The sequence below is a fragment of the Chitinophaga oryziterrae genome, assembly GCF_009758125.1.
In the GTDB taxonomy this organism is placed as follows: domain Bacteria; phylum Bacteroidota; class Bacteroidia; order Chitinophagales; family Chitinophagaceae; genus Chitinophaga; species Chitinophaga oryziterrae.
Genome location: NZ_WRXO01000008.1, coordinates 207788 through 224524, shown reverse-complemented (window position 1 = coordinate 224524; position 16737 = coordinate 207788). Strand labels below are relative to the sequence as shown.

Below are 16737 nucleotides of genomic sequence, written 5' to 3'. Positions count from 1 at the left end.
AGGCGCTCTTTTTATATGTCGATGTTCCTGACAGTATTGCTGGCAGTGATATCGCCCATGCGTCCTTACCTCATACAGTTAACAGTAGATAAATACATTGCGGGGCAGTTGATGGAGATGCTGATAGGTGTTACTGTCATACAGATCCTGTTATTGCTGATAGAAACCGTGATGCGGTTTTATTTCTCCTATCTTACCAACTGGCTGGGGCAATCGGTGGTAAAGGACCTGCGGGTAGCGGTATACAAGAGGATCGTACACCTGAACCTGGCATTCTTCGATATAACTCCCATTGGTACCTTAACTACCCGTACCATCAATGATATTGAAGCGATTAACGATGTATTTTCGGAAGGGCTGATTTCCATAGTCGCAGATATGCTGATGATCATTGCCATATTAGGGGTGATGTTCCTGGCAGACTGGCGGCTGACGCTGATCAGTTTATCCCCTTTCCCTATCCTGATCGTTGCTACTTATGTCTTTAAGGAAAGCGTGAATAAATCGTTCTATAAAGTGAGAAACGCCGTTTCCGCCCTGAACGCTTTTGTGCAGGAGCATCTGACAGGCGTAGCCATTGTGCAGGCTTTTTCCGCAGAGAAAAGAGAGTTCGCCAAGTTCAAAACCATCAATAAAGAACACCGTACAGCTAACGTAGAGGCGATTTTCGCCTATTCAGTGTTCTTCCCTATAGTGGAAATCATCCTCGCTATCTCCCTGGGCCTTATGGTTTGGTGGGGAGCTAACCAGGTATTGAATTATGAGGTGAGTCAGGGGGTGATGATCGCATTCATCATGTACCTCAATATGTTATTCCGTCCGCTGCGTATGCTGGCAGATAAGTTCAACACACTGCAGATGGGTATGGTGGCCAGTGAAAGGGTGTTCCGCATCATGGACAGTGAGGACCATATTGATGACAGCGGAACGAAGGACGCGTCCGCTATGAAAGGCGCTATTACCTTCGATCATGTATGGTTTGCCTATAAAGATGCCGATTATGTACTGAAGGATATTAATTTCCACGCCAGCCAGGGCGAAACAATTGCCATTGTAGGGCATACCGGTTCCGGTAAAACGACTATCATCAGTATTTTAAACAGGTTATATGAAATCCAGAAGGGGCGGATCCTGATGGATGGAACAGACCTGAAAGACTACTCTTTACGTTCCCTGCGCAGCAAAATAGGCGTGGTGCTGCAGGATGTATTCCTGTTTGCCGGCTCTGTATATGAGAATATTACCCTGCGCAATACGGGTATTACCCGGGAACAGGTAGAGCAGGCAGCCCGGCTGATAGGCATGCACGAATTCATCATGCAGTTGCCGGGTGGCTATGACTACCAGGTGATGGAGCGGGGAAGTACCCTTTCCCTGGGGCAGCGCCAGCTGATCTCTTTTGTGAGGGCGTTGTTGTATGATCCGGCTATCCTTATCCTGGACGAAGCCACTTCCTCTGTAGACACCGAGTCCGAAACACTGATCCAGCACGCCATAGATAAACTGATTGCAGACCGCACCTCAATTGTCATTGCACACCGGTTATCGACAATCAGCAAAGCCAGCAAGATCATTGTGCTGGATAAAGGGGAGATCCGGGAAATGGGCACGCATGAAGAACTGCTGAAACTGGGCGGATTTTACTACAAACTGCACAGTATGCAATTTAAGCAGGCAGGTGTAGCATAAACGTTGTATATGCTTATTATTTTTAAAGTGTTAAATTCGTAATATCATTCCTTCACTTTTTTTTGTGAGTCACCTACCTTTTTGATAATAAATCAGCTATCTTTGCGCAAAATTTCAGAAAGCGGTGATTTCCTTGAATCTGTTCAAACATAGACTGGTAGCACTTGTTGTTGCTCTTAGCATAAGTGGATTTTGTTCGTTTGCGTATGCCCAGGAACCTGCAGCTCAAGAGCATGGTGAACATGCGGCAGCTCCCGGACACGAAGAGAAAAAGGGTTTTAACGCCAAGGAGGTAATTCTTGGTCACGTTAAGGATGCCCATGACTGGCATCTGCTGGACATAGCCGGCTCGCCTGTAACTATGCCTCTTCCTGTGATCGTTTACAGTAAAGTAAAAGGGTTCACGGTCTTCTCTTCTTCCCATTTCCATCACGGACATGTTGCTTACGAAGGCTATCGCCTGGTAAATGCGCATTACCTGGAAGAAAAGGGATTGAGTGCCGCCAAATACATGGATGGCAAGATCATCGCAGTTGATGCGAATGACATGCCTACCGATGAAGTGATCTACGATCTTTCCATGACCAAGAACATCACCTCTATGCTGATTGGCGCGATCCTGCTGATCTGGCTGATGTTGTCTGTAGCGAAAACGTATACTACCAGGGGTTCCAAAATGGCGCCTAAAGGTTTCCAGGGTGTGATAGAGCCGGTAATCATCTTCATGCGTGATGAGGTGGTAAAGCCTAATATCCCCGGCAAACACTTTGAAAGATATACGCCTTTCATCTTAACGATCTTCTTCTTTATATTGATCAATAACCTTCTTGGTTTATTACCTGGCTCTGCCAACGTAACGGGTAACCTGGCTGTAACTGCAGCGCTGGCCCTGATCAGTTTCCTGGCTACCATGTTCAGTTCCAACAAGCATTTCTGGGCGCACACGCTGAATCCTCCCGTACCGGGCTGGGTAAAGCCAATCCTGGTTCCTGTGGAAATCATTGGTATATTCACCAAGCCGGTATCATTGATGATCCGACTGTTTGCTAACATACTGGCTGGTCACATTATCATCCTCAGTATCATTTCCCTGGTGTTCATCTTTGGTTCCCTGAACCAGATTGCAGGTTATGGATTCTTACCGATCACTATCCTCTTCAACATTGTAATGATGATGCTGGAGTTACTGGTAGCATTCATACAGGCATTCATCTTTGCAAATCTTACGGCAGTATTTATTGGCCAGGTGATGGAAGAAGGACATAGCCACGATGAAAAACATCATTAATCAGATTATTCGTAATAACAATAAATACACATTTCAATTATGGCAATTTTAACTGTTTTACTGCAGGCATCTGCAGATGCAGCAGCGGCCGCTTCAGGACTGGCTAAGGCTGGTGGTGCAATCGGTGCTGGTATCGCTGCTATCGCAGCAGGTATTGGTGTTGGTAACATCGGTAAAAGTGCACTGGAATCTATCGCTCGTCAGCCAGAAGCTGCTAACGATATCCGTGCAAATATGATCCTGGCTGCGGCGCTGGTAGAGGGTGTTGCCCTGTTCGGCGTTATCGCTGGTCTGCTGGCTGTTGTGCTTTAAGCGAAACTTATTACTGCATCCAAAGCACAGGGCGATGGATGCAGTAATTCAATTACATGCGAACCAAATAAATATTCATAATCATGGATCTGTTACAGCCAGCGTTAGGCTTGTTTACCATCTCGTTGTTAATTTTCATTATTGTATTTCTCATACTGAAGAAATTCGCGTGGAAACCAATTCTCTCTGTATTGAAAGAAAGGGAAACTTCCATCTCAGAATCTATCGCCACTGCTGAAAGGGTGAAAGAGGAAATGGCGCAGATGAAAGCTGAACATGAGCACGTACTTGCAGAAGCAAGAGCGGAAAGAAGCAAGATTCTGAAAGAAGCCAAAGATGCTAAGGATCATATCATTAGCGAAGCCAAAACACAGGCACAGGCAGAAGCCAAGAAAATCATCAGCGAAGCTTATACCGCTATTGATAACCAGAAGATGGCCGCTTTAACAGACGTGAAGAACCAGGTAGGTAAACTGGTGATCGAAGTTGCTGAGAAAGTACTGCGTAAAGAACTGTCAGATAAAACTGCACAGGAAGGTTACATCAGAGAACTGGCAGGAGGAATAAAATTAAACTAAGCTACAACGCTCCTTAGGTAGAATCAATGCTCCCATAAGGAGCTACGTGTTTACAGAGCCTACAGCTAACAAGATATAAATTATGCAGAATCCCCGTTTAGCATCCCGGTATGCGAAATCTTTGGTAGATCTGTCTTCTGAAAAAGGACAGCTGGAAGCGATATACGCAGACATGCTGTTCGTCCAGCAGTTGTCGAAAACGAACGCCGATGTGGTAAGTTTGCTGAAGAGCCCTATCATCAAACCAGAAAAGAAAAAACAGATCCTGTCCGCTATATTCGATAAAAGAGTAAACGCAATCACCAGTGCATTTGTCACCTTACTGGTAACGAAGGGAAGGGAAAGCAACCTGCCGGAAATAGCTACTGAATTTATCAGCCAGTACTATGTGCTGAAGAATATCAGTAAGGTGAAGATCACGACGGCGATTGCTGTAGATGCTGCCACACTGGATATAATTAAAAAGAAAGTACAGGCTGGGACCGACAAACAGATAGACCTGGAATCAGCAGTAAATGCTGACCTGATAGGTGGTTTTGTGCTGGAATCAGACGGTAACCTGTATGATGCCTCTATATTACGCGATCTGAACGATATCAAAAAACAGTTTACGAAGAATATCTACGTAGCTGCTATTAAATAAAAACATTCACAGCAGCCGCTGCGTACACGCAAAGCTGTTGTCGTTATAACATTAAAATTTAACGACTCTTTCTAAAAAGCATACATATGGTGGAGATAAAACCTGATGAAATTTCGGCGATATTACGCCAGCAACTAAGCAACTTCAATGCTGCTGCCGACCTGGAAGAGGTAGGTACAGTATTGCAGGTGGGAGATGGTATTGCACGTATTTATGGATTGAACAATGTTCGCTCAGGTGAACTGGTTGAATTCGAGAATGGTGTTAAAGCAATCGCACTGAACCTGGAAGAAGATAACGTGGGTGTGGTATTGATGGGAGAATCCGGAAACATCAAAGAAGGTAATAAAGTACGCCGTACAGGTCAGATCGCATCTATTAAAGTAGGTGAAGGAATGGTTGGTCGCGTAGTAAATACACTGGGTCAGCCTATCGATGGTAAAGGCCCTATCACTGGTGAACTGTATGAAATGCCCCTGGAACGTAAAGCTCCTGGTGTACTCTTCCGTGAACCGGTAAAAGAACCACTGCAAACAGGTATCAAGGCGATCGATGCAATGATCCCTATCGGCCGTGGACAGCGTGAGCTGGTAATCGGTGACCGTCAGACCGGTAAGACTGCTATCTGTATTGATGCTATCATCAATCAGAAAGAGTTCTACGAAGCTGGCAAACCGGTTTATTGTATCTATGTAGCTATCGGACAGAAAGCCTCTACCGTTGCAGGTGTAATGAAAACCCTGCAGGAAGCCGGCGCTATGGCTTACACCATCATTGTAGCTGCAACTGCCGCAGATCCTGCTCCATTACAGTTCTACGCTCCTTTCGCCGGTGCTGCGATCGGTGAATTCTTCCGCGATAGCGGTCGTCCTGCCCTGATCGTTTATGATGATCTGTCCAAACAGGCGGTTGCTTACCGTGAGGTTTCCCTGTTACTGCGTCGTCCTCCTGGACGTGAAGCATACCCTGGTGACGTATTCTACCTGCACTCCCGTTTGCTCGAACGTGCAGCGAAAGTGATCAGCAAAGATGAAATCGCTCAGCAAATGAACGACCTGCCGGAATCTATCAGACACCTGGTTAAAGGTGGTGGTTCCCTCACAGCGTTGCCAATCATCGAAACACAGGCTGCCGACGTATCTGCTTACATCCCTACCAACGTGATCTCCATTACGGATGGTCAGATCTTCCTGGAATCAAACCTGTTCAACGCGGGTATCCGTCCGGCGATCAACGTAGGTATCTCTGTAAGCCGCGTAGGTGGTAACGCACAGATCAAATCCATGAAGAAAGTATCAGGTACCCTGAAACTTGACCAGGCTCAATACCGTGAAATGGAGGCTTTCTCTAAATTCGGTGGTGACATGGATGCGTCTACAAGACAAACAATCGATAAAGGTGCCCGTAACGTGGAAATCCTGAAACAGGCACAGTTCTCTCCATATGCCGTAGAAAAACAGGTGGCTATGATTTACCTGGGTACAAACGGTTTACTGCGCGAAGTTCCTGTAAAGAATGTAAAAGCATTCGAAGAGGCTTTCCTGCATGAAATGGAAGTACGCCTGCCTGATGTGCTGGCTGAATTCAAGAAAGGCAACCTGCCTGATGATGGCCTGAAACGTATGACCGCTCTGGCAAGTGAACTGAAACCAAGATTTGCATAAACGCAAGTATATTTTATTGTGAGAAGGTCCGGCTTATTCGTCGGACCTTCTTTATTTAGACTTGATTTTGGGCGCAGGGCGAAGCCCTGCAAAACCCCTTCAATTTTTTTGTGATGATGCGAAGCACCACCATAAAAAGGTTACTCTTTAATCAAAATAGATGTATGTAATCTCTGCCTGTAGGATAGTATATTAGATTGACTATATATTCACCTGCCTTTTTTATTTCCACCTGCCGGTGAACAATATGCTTTTTAATCTGTAGAATTTCTAACCGACAATTTCCCCGTTTTTACCGGTAATCTACCCCTCGTTTGCCTGTTTAGAGTTGATTAACGGCCGCTGACCAACTAGTTTTGTTAAAAATCAAGACACCCCCTATGTGGAAAATAATTAACCTTAATCTGTTCGCATTGATCTTATTACCGGTCTGTCTGATGGCACAGCAGAAAATAACCGGTAAGATCACTGATAGCAAAAAAAGACCATTACCAGGCGTAAACATCGCCATAAAAGATACATACGACGGAGCTTCCAGTGCTGCCGACGGGACCTTCTCTTTTACCACAGATCTTAAAGGAGAACAAATAATCAGTGTTACTTTAAATGGTTACCGCCCCTTCGAACAAAAGATAAATCTCAGTAACCCACAGGTATATAATATCGTTTTAAAGGAAGTCATCAGTCAGCTGAACGTAGTGACCATCTCCGCGGGTAGTTTCGAAGCCAGTGATGAAAGAAAAGGGACCGTACTGAAACCACTGGATATCGTATCCACCGCCGGCGCTGGTGCAGACATTGTGAATGCACTGAAAACACTGCCCGGTACCCAACAGACAAACGACCGTGAAGGGCTCTTTGTACGTGGAGGTACCGGATATGAAACACAAACCTTCATAGACGGATTGCTGGTGCGTAATCCCTTCTATTCCGGCCTGCCGGATATGCCGGGCCGCGGCCGCTTTTCCCCTTTCCTGTTCAAAGGAACCACCTTCAGTAGTGGTGGTTACTCTGCCCAATATGGCCAGGGCCTGTCCTCTGCGCTGATCCTGGAATCCCAGGACCTGCCTGAACGTTCTTCCTCTTCTGTAGGTCTGTCTGTAATAGGTGCCAGCGTAGGCGTAGACGAATTGTCTAAAGACAAGAAAGGTTCTTATGGGGTAGAAGCTGACTATACCAACCTGGGGCCTTACCTGGACGTGGTAAAGTCTAAGTTCAAGCCCAGTGTAAACCCTGAGATCATAGGTACTTCCGCCAACTTCAGAAGAAAAACTTCTTCCACCGGTATGCTGAAATTTTATGGCTACGGTAACTGGACACATATGGGTACTTATCATCCAAGTCTGGAATACCCGGGATATAATGAATTATTCGAGCTGCGTAATCAGAACGTCTACACCAATCTTACCTATAAGGAAAGATTAGGAAGAGGATGGCGCATCAGTTCCGGCCTTTCATTCAGCAGTAATACAGATGATATCCATACGGATACACTGGAAAAAACTGCCCCCACAAAAATCAATAATCTGTCTTCATTAACACAGGCAAGGGTAATGTTGACCAAATCTATCGGTTACTATTCATCCCTGCGTATGGGAGGAGAATACCAGTATGGTGTGGAGAAAGGAGCCTTTAACAGCTATCACGCAAATTACACAGATAACTATTCTGCGGTTTTTGCAGAAGGAGATATCTATCTTACACCACAGCTGGTAGGCCGTGTAGGTGGTCGTGTAGAACACTCTTCTGTACTGGCAAAAACCAATTTTGCACCCCGTGTTTCACTGGCGTATAAAATGGATGCTTATAGTCAGGTATCCCTGGCATATGGGGATTACTACCAGAAGCCGGAACAGCAATACCTGCGTTTTAAACCCAATATGGATTACATGAAGGCAACGCATTATATTGCCAGCGTTCAGCGTATTACAGGGAATTATACCCTGCGTGTAGAAGCATTCTATAAGAAGTACCACAACCTGGTGAAGACCAGTCCTGATACAAGCAATGGCGGTACCGGTTATGCAAAAGGGATTGAGCTGTTCTGGCGCGATCATAAAACCTTTAAGAATATGGATTACTGGATCTCTTATTCTTACCTGGATACAAAGCGTAACTACCTTACATATCCGTATGAAGTGCAGCCTGATTTTGCAGCGAAGCATACGTTTAGTGTGGTATACAAATACTACGTGCCTTCCATCACTACCTTCTTCGGCGCTACCTATAGCTTTTCTACAGGCCGCCCTTACTATAATCCAAACCTGCCGGATAATCAGTTCATGACACAGAAAACAATGGACTACAATTCACTGGGGCTTACTGTCAGCTACCTGACCAGCATCAAAAAAGCGTTCACTGTTTTTGTATTATCTGTTAGTAACATCGGTAATTTCAAACAGGTATATGGTTATCGTTATTCAACGGATAAGCTGCGCAGGGAAGAGATCACACCTAACATACCCCGCTTTATTTATGTAGGGATGTTCATGAACTTTGGTATAGACAGAAGACAAGATGTAATCAACAATTTGTAACTATAAAATTCACAATTATGAAACGTATACTATTTGCCTTATTACTATCTGCCGGTATTACATCGGTCTCTATGGCGCAGAGCGCACAGTATGAAGGAGCAATGACCAAACAGATCGCAATGCTCGATGATTACAACAATTTCAATCCTCAGAAATTGCAGGAACTGGCTAATACTTTCGAACGTATTGGTGCAGCAGAAAAAACACAGTGGCTGCCTTTTTATTATGCAGGATATTGTAATGTGATGAATGCTTTCCTTGAAAAAGATCAGAGTAAAGTAGATGCGATTGCAGATAAGGCAGCAGCGGATATAGCAATAGCAGATACCCTGAGCCCTAAGAACGACGAAGTATATGTAGTGAAATCTTTGATAGCTTCTTCCCGTATCAGTGTAGATCCTCAGAGCAGGGGTAAGCAATACGGAATGGAAGCAGCTAACTGGCAGAGCGAAGCTGCAAAGATCAATAGTGAGAACCCTCGCGTATATATCTTACAGGGGCAATCACTGTTTTACACACCAGAGCAGTTTGGTGGCAGCAAAACAGAAGCAAAGAAGAAATTCGAACTTGCTTTACAGAAGTTCAGCACTTTCAAACCTGCCAGCAGTATTGCTCCTCATTGGGGAGAAAGACAGGCGCAACACCTGATTTCACAGATCAAATAATTATAAAATCGCCCTCTAAAACCTGACTCCGGACGGTCCTCTGAAAAGAGGGCTTTTCCGGAGTTCTTATTTTTCCTCTGCTGTGCAATTTCAGTTGTTACGGTTAACTTTATAAAGCACGTAATTACCCCTGTTAACCTTGTAAATGTAACCCCATGAGAATCCTGGAGAATAAACTCACAGTTGCGTCCACATCCGCATTAGTTTTATCCGTCACAAAAAGCCTTTATGAAGATGGCCGGAGCCGCGAATACATTTCCCGTATAGATTTCAGCGCTGTAGAAAAACTGGCAGAAGAACTATATAACATCACCCCTATATTCCAGGACGTACTATTGATAAGAAAAAGAATGGTACGTCATCTCGTAACGCAACTGATGCTGGAACATCCCCGCCAGCAGGTATGCATATTAGGGGCAGGATTAGACCCTCTCGGATTAAAAATAGCTGAAGACTTCCCCATCCACCTGAAAGCTATCTATGAAGTAGATAATGCCTATGTAGAGGAAAAGAAAGAACTGTATGCGGCCACCTCTTTTGATGATGACAGGTTATTTCACCTGCAGGCAGATATGACCAACATCCCACTGCTGATGCAAACATTAATAGACGCAGGTTACAACCCCGATGAGCCTACATTGATCATATTTGAAGGTATTATGCATTACATCTCTGAAGAGCAGTTCCTGCGTATAATGAGGGCCTTCTGTTCAAGAACAAGGAACAATGCCGTAATAATGGATTATATGCTACAGAACGAAGACCTGCCATTTAATTTCGTATCGAGGGCCCATGATATGCTGGAAGTATTGGGTAACGCGATTGGAATGCCGCTGAGGCAGTTCAGCCGTAAAAAGATATTAAACCTGTTATCCTTACTGGAAGCAGAAATCTTTGAGGTATATGATATGCAGGCCGCAGAATATATCCTGAACGGCCGTAACAAAATGTATCATTTAAGAGGAGAAGGAATGCTGGAAATGGCAGCCTTCAGTATCTGACTATTCAGAAGCCAGTTGTATTTTCTTTAATGGGTTACGTGTATTCTCCGCATATGTTTCACGTTTCTCCAGAATTTCCAGGCAGGAAAAAATAGCCTGACGGAAAGATTCCGGATCTGCCAGGTTCTTACCGGCAATATCAAAAGCAGTACCATGATCAGGGGAAGTACGTACTATCGGCAGGCCGGCAGTAAAGTTAATGCCCTCACCGGTAGCCAGTGATTTAAAGGGGATAAGACCCTGGTCGTGGTACATCGCTAATATTCCATCGAACTGGTTGTACATGCTTCTTGCGAAGAAAGCGTCTGCACTGTAAGGACCAAAGCATAGGATACCATTGCTCTTGGCCTGGGTGATAGCAGGTATGATCTGTTCAATTTCTTCACGGCCTATCAGTCCTTCATCACCTGCATGGGGGTTAAGACCCAGCACGGCGATACGCGGACTATCAATCCCAAAGTCTTTTATCAGGCTCTCCTTCATCATCTGCAGTTTATCCAGGATATTCTCTTTGGTCACATATTTCGCTACGTCAGCTACCGGCACATGTTCGGTGAGCAGTCCTACGCGCATATTCTCCGCCGTCATGAACATCAGTACGTCTTTAGCGCCGAAGGCATCACGGAGGTACGGGGTATGGCCGGTATAGTTGAATTGTTCGCTCTGTATGTTCTTCTTATGGATAGGAGCTGTTACAAGACCTTCGATATGATCATCTTTCAGGCATTGAATAGCCACTTCCAGTGAACGGGCAGCATATTTACCGCCTAATTCGTTCAGCACACCGGGGGTGATCTGTACTTCCTCTTCCCAGCAGTTGAAAACGTTCACCTGCTTATGGTTAAGGCGGGTAAAGTCTTTGATACTCTGGTAGTTGAAGTTGTTCTCATTCATCAGCTTCCGGTAGAAGTTGATGGTTTTGTTGGAAGCAAATATCACCGGGGTACAAAACTCCAGCATCCTGTTGTCTGCAAAGGTTTTGATAATGATCTCCGCGCCTATGCTGTTGATATCTCCGACAGTGATACCAATTACCGGTTTGTTCGTATGGGTGTTGCTACTCATGCTTGTTTGAGAATAATGCGCAAATATACGCAGAAAGGACATCCCTTGTTGCTTGTAGCTAATTACGTAATTTCGCAGACGAATGTATACACTCAAAAAATCGCTGGGCCAGCATTTCCTGAAAGACGAGAATATTTGCAGGGATATTGTGGGGTCCTTACCTGTAATTCAAGATCAGCAAGTACTGGAAGTAGGCCCTGGTGCGGGCGCAATTACCAAATACCTGTTGCAGCTGCCTGGAATCCATTTCAAGGCAGTGGAGCTGGATGCCGAGAAGGTGCAGTACCTCGAAAAGACGTACCCCGCCATAAAAGGCAAACTGATCCATCAGAATTTCCTCGAAACACCTGCGCCTTTTGAAGGGCAGTTCAGTGTTATCGGCAATTTCCCCTATAATATCTCCTCTCAGATCATGTTCAGGATACTGGAATGGAGAGACCAGGTACCGCAGGTGGTAGGCATGTTCCAGAAAGAGGTAGCGCAGCGTATCGCTGCCGGCCATGGCAATAAGGAGTATGGCATTTTAAGTGTGCTGATACAGGCTTATTACAAGGTGGAATATCTCTTTGAAGTACATGAGAACTGCTTTAATCCGCCGCCAAAGGTAAAATCTGCCGTAGTGAGATTTACCAGGCTGGAGCAGCAGTATGATATTGCCAGTGAACGTAAGTTCTTTGTGCTGGTAAAAACGGCTTTCGGTCAGCGCCGTAAACAGTTACGTAATCCGTTAAAAGGTTTATTTGATAAGGAAGTCCTGCAGGACGAGATCTTCACTAAAAGAGCAGAAGCTTTGACGGTCGCCGATTTTGCAGCATTGTCCCATAAGATGAGATGATATGAGCAGGAAAGTTTTAATTACAGCGAAAGCGCATAATTATTTAAAAGACAGGCTGGAAGAGAAGGGGTTCGAAGTTACCTACCAGCCATCCATCAGTTACGAAGAGGCGGTAGCCATTATACCGGAATACGTGGGTATGATCGTTACCACCCGTATCCGGGTAGATAAAGATATGCTGGACCGTGCCGGCCAGCTACAATGGATAGGCCGTCTGGGAAGCGGGATGGAACTGATAGACGTTCCATACGCAGAAAGTAAGGGAGTCAGATGTGTAAGCAGTCCGGAAGGCAATTGTGACGCAGTAGGAGAGCAGGCGCTCGGCATGCTTCTCTGCCTGATGAACAATGTGCTGAAGAGTAACCTGGAACTGCGTAAAGGCATCTGGGAAAGGGACGGCAACCGTGGTTTCGAGTTGAATGGCAGGACGGTGGGTATTATAGGCTTCGGAAATACCGGGGGCGCCTTTGCCCGCAAGCTGCGTGGGTTTGATGTGAATATCCTGGCATACGATAAATATAAGACAGGCTTCGGCAATGAATACGTGAAAGAGGCCACTATGGCTCAGTTGTTTGCAGAGGCTGATGTGGTAAGTATACACCTGCCGCTGACAGCGGAAACGCAGTATATTGCCAATACCAGCTTTTTCAACTCATTTCATAAGCCGGTCTGGTTCATCAATGCGGCCCGGGGCAAGCTCACCGATACCGCAGATGTGATCACTGCACTGGAAAGAGGTACTATTTCGGGCGCGTGCCTGGATGTGCTGGAAAACGAGAAACTGGGCACTTATTCCGCTGTGGAAAAGGAGCAGCTGGAAAGGCTGTTACAGTTGCCCAACGTCGTTTTAACCCCTCATATAGCCGGTTATTCCCACGAAGCAAGTATTAAAATGCCGCGTATTGTTCTGGAGAAATTAAACATCTTATGAATATTATAAATACTGTACATGTGACAATATTTATGAGCAGAATTAAAAAATAATTATATTTGCATTATACCAATAATACAACGCTTCTGTGCAAATGGGAGCGTTGATTTTTTTTTACTATTTCTAAAACATAACGTTATGTCTGGTATAAACTACGTTACCAAAGCAACCCTGGACCAGATGCGGGAAGAGCTCAACTTCCTGAAAACAAAAGGCCGGGCAGAAATTGCCAGGGCAATTGCAGAAGCAAGGGAGAAAGGTGACCTCAAAGAAAATGCTGAATATGATGCGGCCAAAGAAGCACAGGGATTACACGAGGCAAAACTCGCTTCCCTGGAAAATGCGGTTGCAACAGCCAGAGTATTGGAAACAGATTCCATTGATACCTCTAAAGTATCCATATTATGTAAGGTAACGATTACGAATATGGCGAGTAAAAAGACCGTTACGTATCAGATCGTATCAGAAAAGGAAGCCGACCTGAAGTTGGGTAAGATTTCTATTACTTCTCCCATTGGAAAAGGAATTATGGGTAAACAGATTGGAGAGGTGGCAGAAGTGGTGGCGCCTAACGGGAGCATGAAATTCAAGATTGACAATATTACGATATAGCGGAACTATACGGTAATAAGATGATTATGAAAAAGTCCTCTCGCTGATAACGAGGGGACTTTTTCATAACTTTGTTCCCATTAAACCCAAATCGATGACTGTTTTCAGTAAGATCATTAAAGGAGAGATACCTAGCTACCGTATTGCGGAGAATGACAGTTTTTATGCATTCCTGGACATATCACCGCTGATGAAGGGGCATACGTTGATAGTGCCTAAGGAAGAAGTAGACAAATTCTTTGATGTAAGGGATGATATGCTGGGAGAGTGGCTATTGTTTGCGAAGCCTATTGCTGACGCAATAGAGAAAGCTTTTCCGTGTAATCGTATAGGTGTAAGCGTGATTGGTCTGGAAGTACCGCATGCCCATATGCATCTGATACCCATCAATACGGCAGATGACATGAATTTTTCCCGTCCTAAGCTAAAGTTGTCAAAAGGTGAATTTGAAGAGATACAGGCACAGATCATATCTGCGCTGGTATATTAAAGCGGAATCCCACACCGTGTAATGTTTCCAGCTTTATTGCAGGATCTGTTCTGAAATGCTTTCTGAGTTTGGTGATAAATACGTCCATGCTGCGGCCCAGGAAGTAATCGTCCTTGCCCCATACATGAAACAGTATTTCTTCTCGTTTGAGTGTCTTGTTTGCGTTATCGCAGAGGTATTTCAGCAGATCGGCCTCTTTTTGAGTGAGGGTGCTGGATACTTCTCCGTTTTTTTCGCGCAGAATGAGGTCATTATAGTCAAAGGTAAGTTTGCCTATATTGTATTGGGTGCGTTTTTCTGTGGTTACGACTGTGGTGCTTTTGCTTCTTTTCAGGAACACTTCTATACGCAGTAACAACTCCTGCATACTGAAAGGCTTGGTGATATAATCATCAGCCCCTGTTTTGAAACCTTTGATCTTATCCTCGTCCATCGCTTTTGAGGTGAGGAAAAGGATGGGGATGAAATCATTTTTCCTCCTGATCTGTTCCGCAAGTGTAAACCCGTCTTTCTTAGGCATTACAACATCCAGCAGACATATGTCAAAGGTTCTCATCTGGAATTGCTCCCAGGCCATTTGTCCGTCTGTGCTATGCACTACATCGTAGCCCGCATCTTCCAGTCGTTTCTTTGTTACCGCACCAACATTCTGATCATCTTCCACCAATAGGATTCTTGCTTTCATAGCTTGTGATGCTGATTATAATCAAATACCATACTTTATGGTGTGTAAAGCTCCGTGTACCATTATTTTGGGAGCGATTATGAGGAATTTACTTCAAAGTAAACGCAATTTATTAACTTCTTGAAAAACGGCAAGCTCTAAAACAAGAATTATCCAATTATTCTATCCGGGTGCTTCTGCAGGAACTGCTCCCATCCTTTGCCTTTACTGGTATCCGGTAACACGCTTGACTCCTGGAAAAAATGACAGACTGCCACTGCCAGGGCATCCGTAGCATCCAGATAATCAGGGCGTTCCTGGAAATTGAGGATTCTTTGTAACATTTGCCAGATTTGCTCTTTATCTGCATTTCCATTGCCGGTAATAGATTGCTTCACCTTTTTGGGGGAATACTCAGTCACCGGTACCCCTGCATGCATGGCCGTCGCTATGGCTACACCCTGGGCTCTTCCCAGTTTCAGCATACTTTGGACGTTTTTACCAAAAAATGGGGCTTCAATAGCGCAGGACACCGGTTTATGCGTTTGTATCAGCTCTTGTACACGGGCGTGTATTAACTGCAGCCTTTCGTAGTGGTCTTTATATTTGGACAATTTCAATACATCCATTTTCAACAGGCTGGCCTTTGTACCCTCTACCAGTATAAGTCCGTAGCCCATTACCAGCGTACCGGGGTCAATGCCCAGAATTATTTTTGCCTTGTTTGCCAACCACAGTTTATTTTTGCCAAAATCTTGATGTCTGAACAAAAGTACCAAAATAATTCTCAATTACCTGCTGGGTGCAGTGCTTTTTGCCTGGTTAGCCTATTCCATCTACACCCAGGTGTTAACCAAAGCTGACTTGCAGACATCTTTGCGGCAGATGCTTTCCACCCTTAGAAATAAAGGCGGAATAGCCCTGGTAGTAGTGCTGATCGGAATGCTGTTCAACTGGGGGCTGGAAGCCCGCAAATGGCAGATGCTCGTTAAACCCCTGCAGAAAATATCTTTCCTGCGTGCATTCAGCGCAGTGCTTTCCGGAGTTTCTTTCTCCATTAATACCCCTAACCGTATTGGCGAGTATGGAGGCCGCGTACTCTATCTCAAAAACAACCGCAGCAAGCTGAAGGCTATTGCCGCCACTATGGTGGGCAGTTTCAGTCAGCTGATCGTCACTATTATCTTTGGGTTAATTGGATTGATGTACTATATCAGCAAATTCACGCTGGTAAAGGGAGACAACCATTTTTCCTCCGGCTTCTGGGAAAAAATCCTGCTGGGAGTACTGACAGTTATTTGCGTACTGATCATATTGTTATATTTTCGGTTACAGATCATTGTGGCTATATTTGAAAAGATCCCGTTTCTAAGAAAAGCCAGAGTGTTCATACAGATCATTGTTCGTTACTCCGCCGGAGACCTCGAACGTTTATTACTGCTTTCTGCCTGTAGATACATGGTCTTCTCGGCACAGTATTTGATTTTGCTAGATTCTCTGGGCGTGGAAATGCATTGGTGGCAAGGGTTTTTGATGAATGCGGTCATTTACCTTGTTATGGCACTGGTGCCCACGATAGCCATTGCAGAACTGGGTCTCCGTGGTAAGGTGAGTCTATACTTTATGGGTTTACTTAGTGCCAATAGTCCTGCCATCATTGCTGCCACCGTAGGTATCTGGTGTATTAATCTGTTACTGCCCGCTATACTTGGCAGTGTGTTGTTACTGGGAATTAAGATTTTTAAGGAAAAATAGCTTTCACC

17 protein-coding genes are annotated in these 16737 nt (G+C 44.8%); 14 read left to right on the top strand and 3 right to left on the bottom strand.

Annotated elements, in window-relative coordinates; all coding sequences use genetic code 11:
- Positions 1-15: 15 nt before the first annotated feature.
- From GO495_RS23950 to GO495_RS23910, 9 genes are all read left to right on the top strand, one after another.
- A complete protein-coding gene (locus GO495_RS23950; RefSeq protein WP_157302479.1) occupies positions 16-1689 on the top strand; it encodes an ABC transporter ATP-binding protein in 1674 nt (557 codons plus the stop codon).
- A 124-nt stretch (positions 1690-1813) separates the two neighbouring features.
- Positions 1814-2977, top strand: coding sequence for a F0F1 ATP synthase subunit A (gene atpB / locus GO495_RS23945; protein WP_338075459.1), 1164 nt, complete (start codon positions 1814-1816; stop codon positions 2975-2977).
- A 39-nt stretch (positions 2978-3016) separates the two neighbouring features.
- Positions 3017-3289 (top strand): ATP synthase F0 subunit C, encoded by a 273-nt coding sequence (gene atpE, locus GO495_RS23940; RefSeq protein WP_089782152.1) that lies wholly within the window; start codon positions 3017-3019, stop codon positions 3287-3289.
- Between the two features lie 83 nt (positions 3290-3372).
- The gene (gene atpF, locus GO495_RS23935) at positions 3373-3867 is read left to right on the top strand and encodes a F0F1 ATP synthase subunit B (protein WP_157302477.1); all 495 of its coding nucleotides are present in this window, start codon (positions 3373-3375) and stop codon (positions 3865-3867) included.
- An 82-nt stretch (positions 3868-3949) separates the two neighbouring features.
- Positions 3950-4510: an ATP synthase F1 subunit delta gene (atpH, locus tag GO495_RS23930; protein ID WP_157302475.1), complete on the top strand. Its 561-nt coding sequence runs from the start codon at positions 3950-3952 to the stop codon at positions 4508-4510.
- An 86-nt stretch (positions 4511-4596) separates the two neighbouring features.
- Complete coding sequence (gene atpA / locus GO495_RS23925; protein ID WP_089782155.1) at positions 4597-6174, top strand: F0F1 ATP synthase subunit alpha; 1578 nt, start codon at positions 4597-4599, stop codon at positions 6172-6174.
- Between the two features lie 380 nt (positions 6175-6554).
- Positions 6555-8711: a TonB-dependent receptor gene (locus tag GO495_RS23920; protein WP_157302473.1), complete on the top strand. Its 2157-nt coding sequence runs from the start codon at positions 6555-6557 to the stop codon at positions 8709-8711.
- A gap of 17 nt (positions 8712-8728) precedes the next feature.
- The gene (locus tag GO495_RS23915; RefSeq protein WP_157302471.1) at positions 8729-9376 is read left to right on the top strand and encodes a hypothetical protein; all 648 of its coding nucleotides are present in this window, start codon (positions 8729-8731) and stop codon (positions 9374-9376) included.
- A 155-nt stretch (positions 9377-9531) separates the two neighbouring features.
- On the top strand, positions 9532-10377 hold the full coding sequence (locus tag GO495_RS23910; protein WP_157302469.1) for a class I SAM-dependent methyltransferase: 846 nt from the start codon (positions 9532-9534) through the stop codon (positions 10375-10377).
- Here the strand turns inward: GO495_RS23910 and pdxA are convergent, their stop codons facing one another.
- Positions 10378-11442 carry a 4-hydroxythreonine-4-phosphate dehydrogenase PdxA gene (pdxA, locus tag GO495_RS23905; protein ID WP_157302467.1) on the bottom strand — a complete coding sequence of 355 codons (1065 nt, stop codon included), beginning with the start codon at positions 11440-11442 and terminating at the stop codon, positions 10378-10380.
- Positions 11443-11524: 82 nt separating this feature from the next.
- On the opposite strand from pdxA, the gene rsmA reads away from it, so the two are divergent.
- The 4 genes from rsmA to GO495_RS23885 all read left to right on the top strand — a co-directional run bounded on the left by rsmA (position 11525) and on the right by GO495_RS23885 (position 14310).
- Positions 11525-12277, top strand: coding sequence for a 16S rRNA (adenine(1518)-N(6)/adenine(1519)-N(6))-dimethyltransferase RsmA (gene rsmA, locus GO495_RS23900; RefSeq protein WP_157302465.1), 753 nt, complete (start codon positions 11525-11527; stop codon positions 12275-12277).
- 1 nt (position 12278) lies between these two features.
- Positions 12279-13208: an NAD(P)-dependent oxidoreductase gene (locus tag GO495_RS23895; RefSeq protein WP_157302463.1), complete on the top strand. Its 930-nt coding sequence runs from the start codon at positions 12279-12281 to the stop codon at positions 13206-13208.
- Positions 13209-13346: 138 nt separating this feature from the next.
- A complete protein-coding gene (greA, locus tag GO495_RS23890) occupies positions 13347-13820 on the top strand; it encodes a transcription elongation factor GreA (protein WP_157302462.1) in 474 nt (157 codons plus the stop codon).
- A gap of 94 nt (positions 13821-13914) precedes the next feature.
- A complete protein-coding gene (locus GO495_RS23885) occupies positions 13915-14310 on the top strand; it encodes an HIT family protein (RefSeq protein ID WP_157302460.1) in 396 nt (131 codons plus the stop codon).
- Here GO495_RS23885 and GO495_RS23880 read toward each other — a convergent pair.
- Positions 14288-14995 carry a response regulator transcription factor gene (locus GO495_RS23880; RefSeq protein WP_157302458.1) on the bottom strand — a complete coding sequence of 236 codons (708 nt, stop codon included), beginning with the start codon at positions 14993-14995 and terminating at the stop codon, positions 14288-14290. The two genes, GO495_RS23885 and GO495_RS23880, sit on opposite strands and share 23 nt — an antisense overlap.
- Before the next feature lie 149 nt (positions 14996-15144).
- The gene (gene ruvC / locus GO495_RS23875) at positions 15145-15705 is read right to left on the bottom strand and encodes a crossover junction endodeoxyribonuclease RuvC (RefSeq protein ID WP_240915313.1); all 561 of its coding nucleotides are present in this window, start codon (positions 15703-15705) and stop codon (positions 15145-15147) included.
- A 31-nt stretch (positions 15706-15736) separates the two neighbouring features.
- On the opposite strand from ruvC, the gene GO495_RS23870 reads away from it, so the two are divergent.
- Entirely contained in the window at positions 15737-16729 is a 993-nt protein-coding gene (locus tag GO495_RS23870) for a lysylphosphatidylglycerol synthase transmembrane domain-containing protein (RefSeq protein ID WP_276611838.1), read from the top strand.
- Positions 16730-16737 lie beyond the last annotated feature (8 nt).

Bases quoted from the DNA above. Each gene is read 5' to 3' on its own strand.
- GO495_RS23885 (WP_157302460.1), top strand. From the start codon at position 13,915: ATGACTGTTTTCAGTAAGATCATTAAAGGAGAGATACCTAGCTACCGT.
- atpH (WP_157302475.1), top strand. From the start codon at position 3,950: ATGCAGAATCCCCGTTTAGCATCCCGGTATGCGAAATCTTTGGTAGAT.
- pdxA (WP_157302467.1), bottom strand. From the start codon at position 11,442: ATGAGTAGCAACACCCATACGAACAAACCGGTAATTGGTATCACTGTC.
- rsmA (WP_157302465.1), top strand. From the start codon at position 11,525: ATGTATACACTCAAAAAATCGCTGGGCCAGCATTTCCTGAAAGACGAG.
- GO495_RS23880 (WP_157302458.1), bottom strand. From the start codon at position 14,995: ATGAAAGCAAGAATCCTATTGGTGGAAGATGATCAGAATGTTGGTGCG.
- GO495_RS23915 (WP_157302471.1), top strand. From the start codon at position 8,729: ATGAAACGTATACTATTTGCCTTATTACTATCTGCCGGTATTACATCG.
- atpE (WP_089782152.1), top strand. From the start codon at position 3,017: ATGGCAATTTTAACTGTTTTACTGCAGGCATCTGCAGATGCAGCAGCG.
- GO495_RS23910 (WP_157302469.1), top strand. From the start codon at position 9,532: ATGAGAATCCTGGAGAATAAACTCACAGTTGCGTCCACATCCGCATTA.
- atpA (WP_089782155.1), top strand. From the start codon at position 4,597: ATGGTGGAGATAAAACCTGATGAAATTTCGGCGATATTACGCCAGCAA.
- atpF (WP_157302477.1), top strand. From the start codon at position 3,373: ATGGATCTGTTACAGCCAGCGTTAGGCTTGTTTACCATCTCGTTGTTA.
- GO495_RS23895 (WP_157302463.1), top strand. From the start codon at position 12,279: ATGAGCAGGAAAGTTTTAATTACAGCGAAAGCGCATAATTATTTAAAA.
- greA (WP_157302462.1), top strand. From the start codon at position 13,347: ATGTCTGGTATAAACTACGTTACCAAAGCAACCCTGGACCAGATGCGG.
- GO495_RS23950 (WP_157302479.1), top strand. From the start codon at position 16: ATGTCGATGTTCCTGACAGTATTGCTGGCAGTGATATCGCCCATGCGT.
- GO495_RS23920 (WP_157302473.1), top strand. From the start codon at position 6,555: ATGTGGAAAATAATTAACCTTAATCTGTTCGCATTGATCTTATTACCG.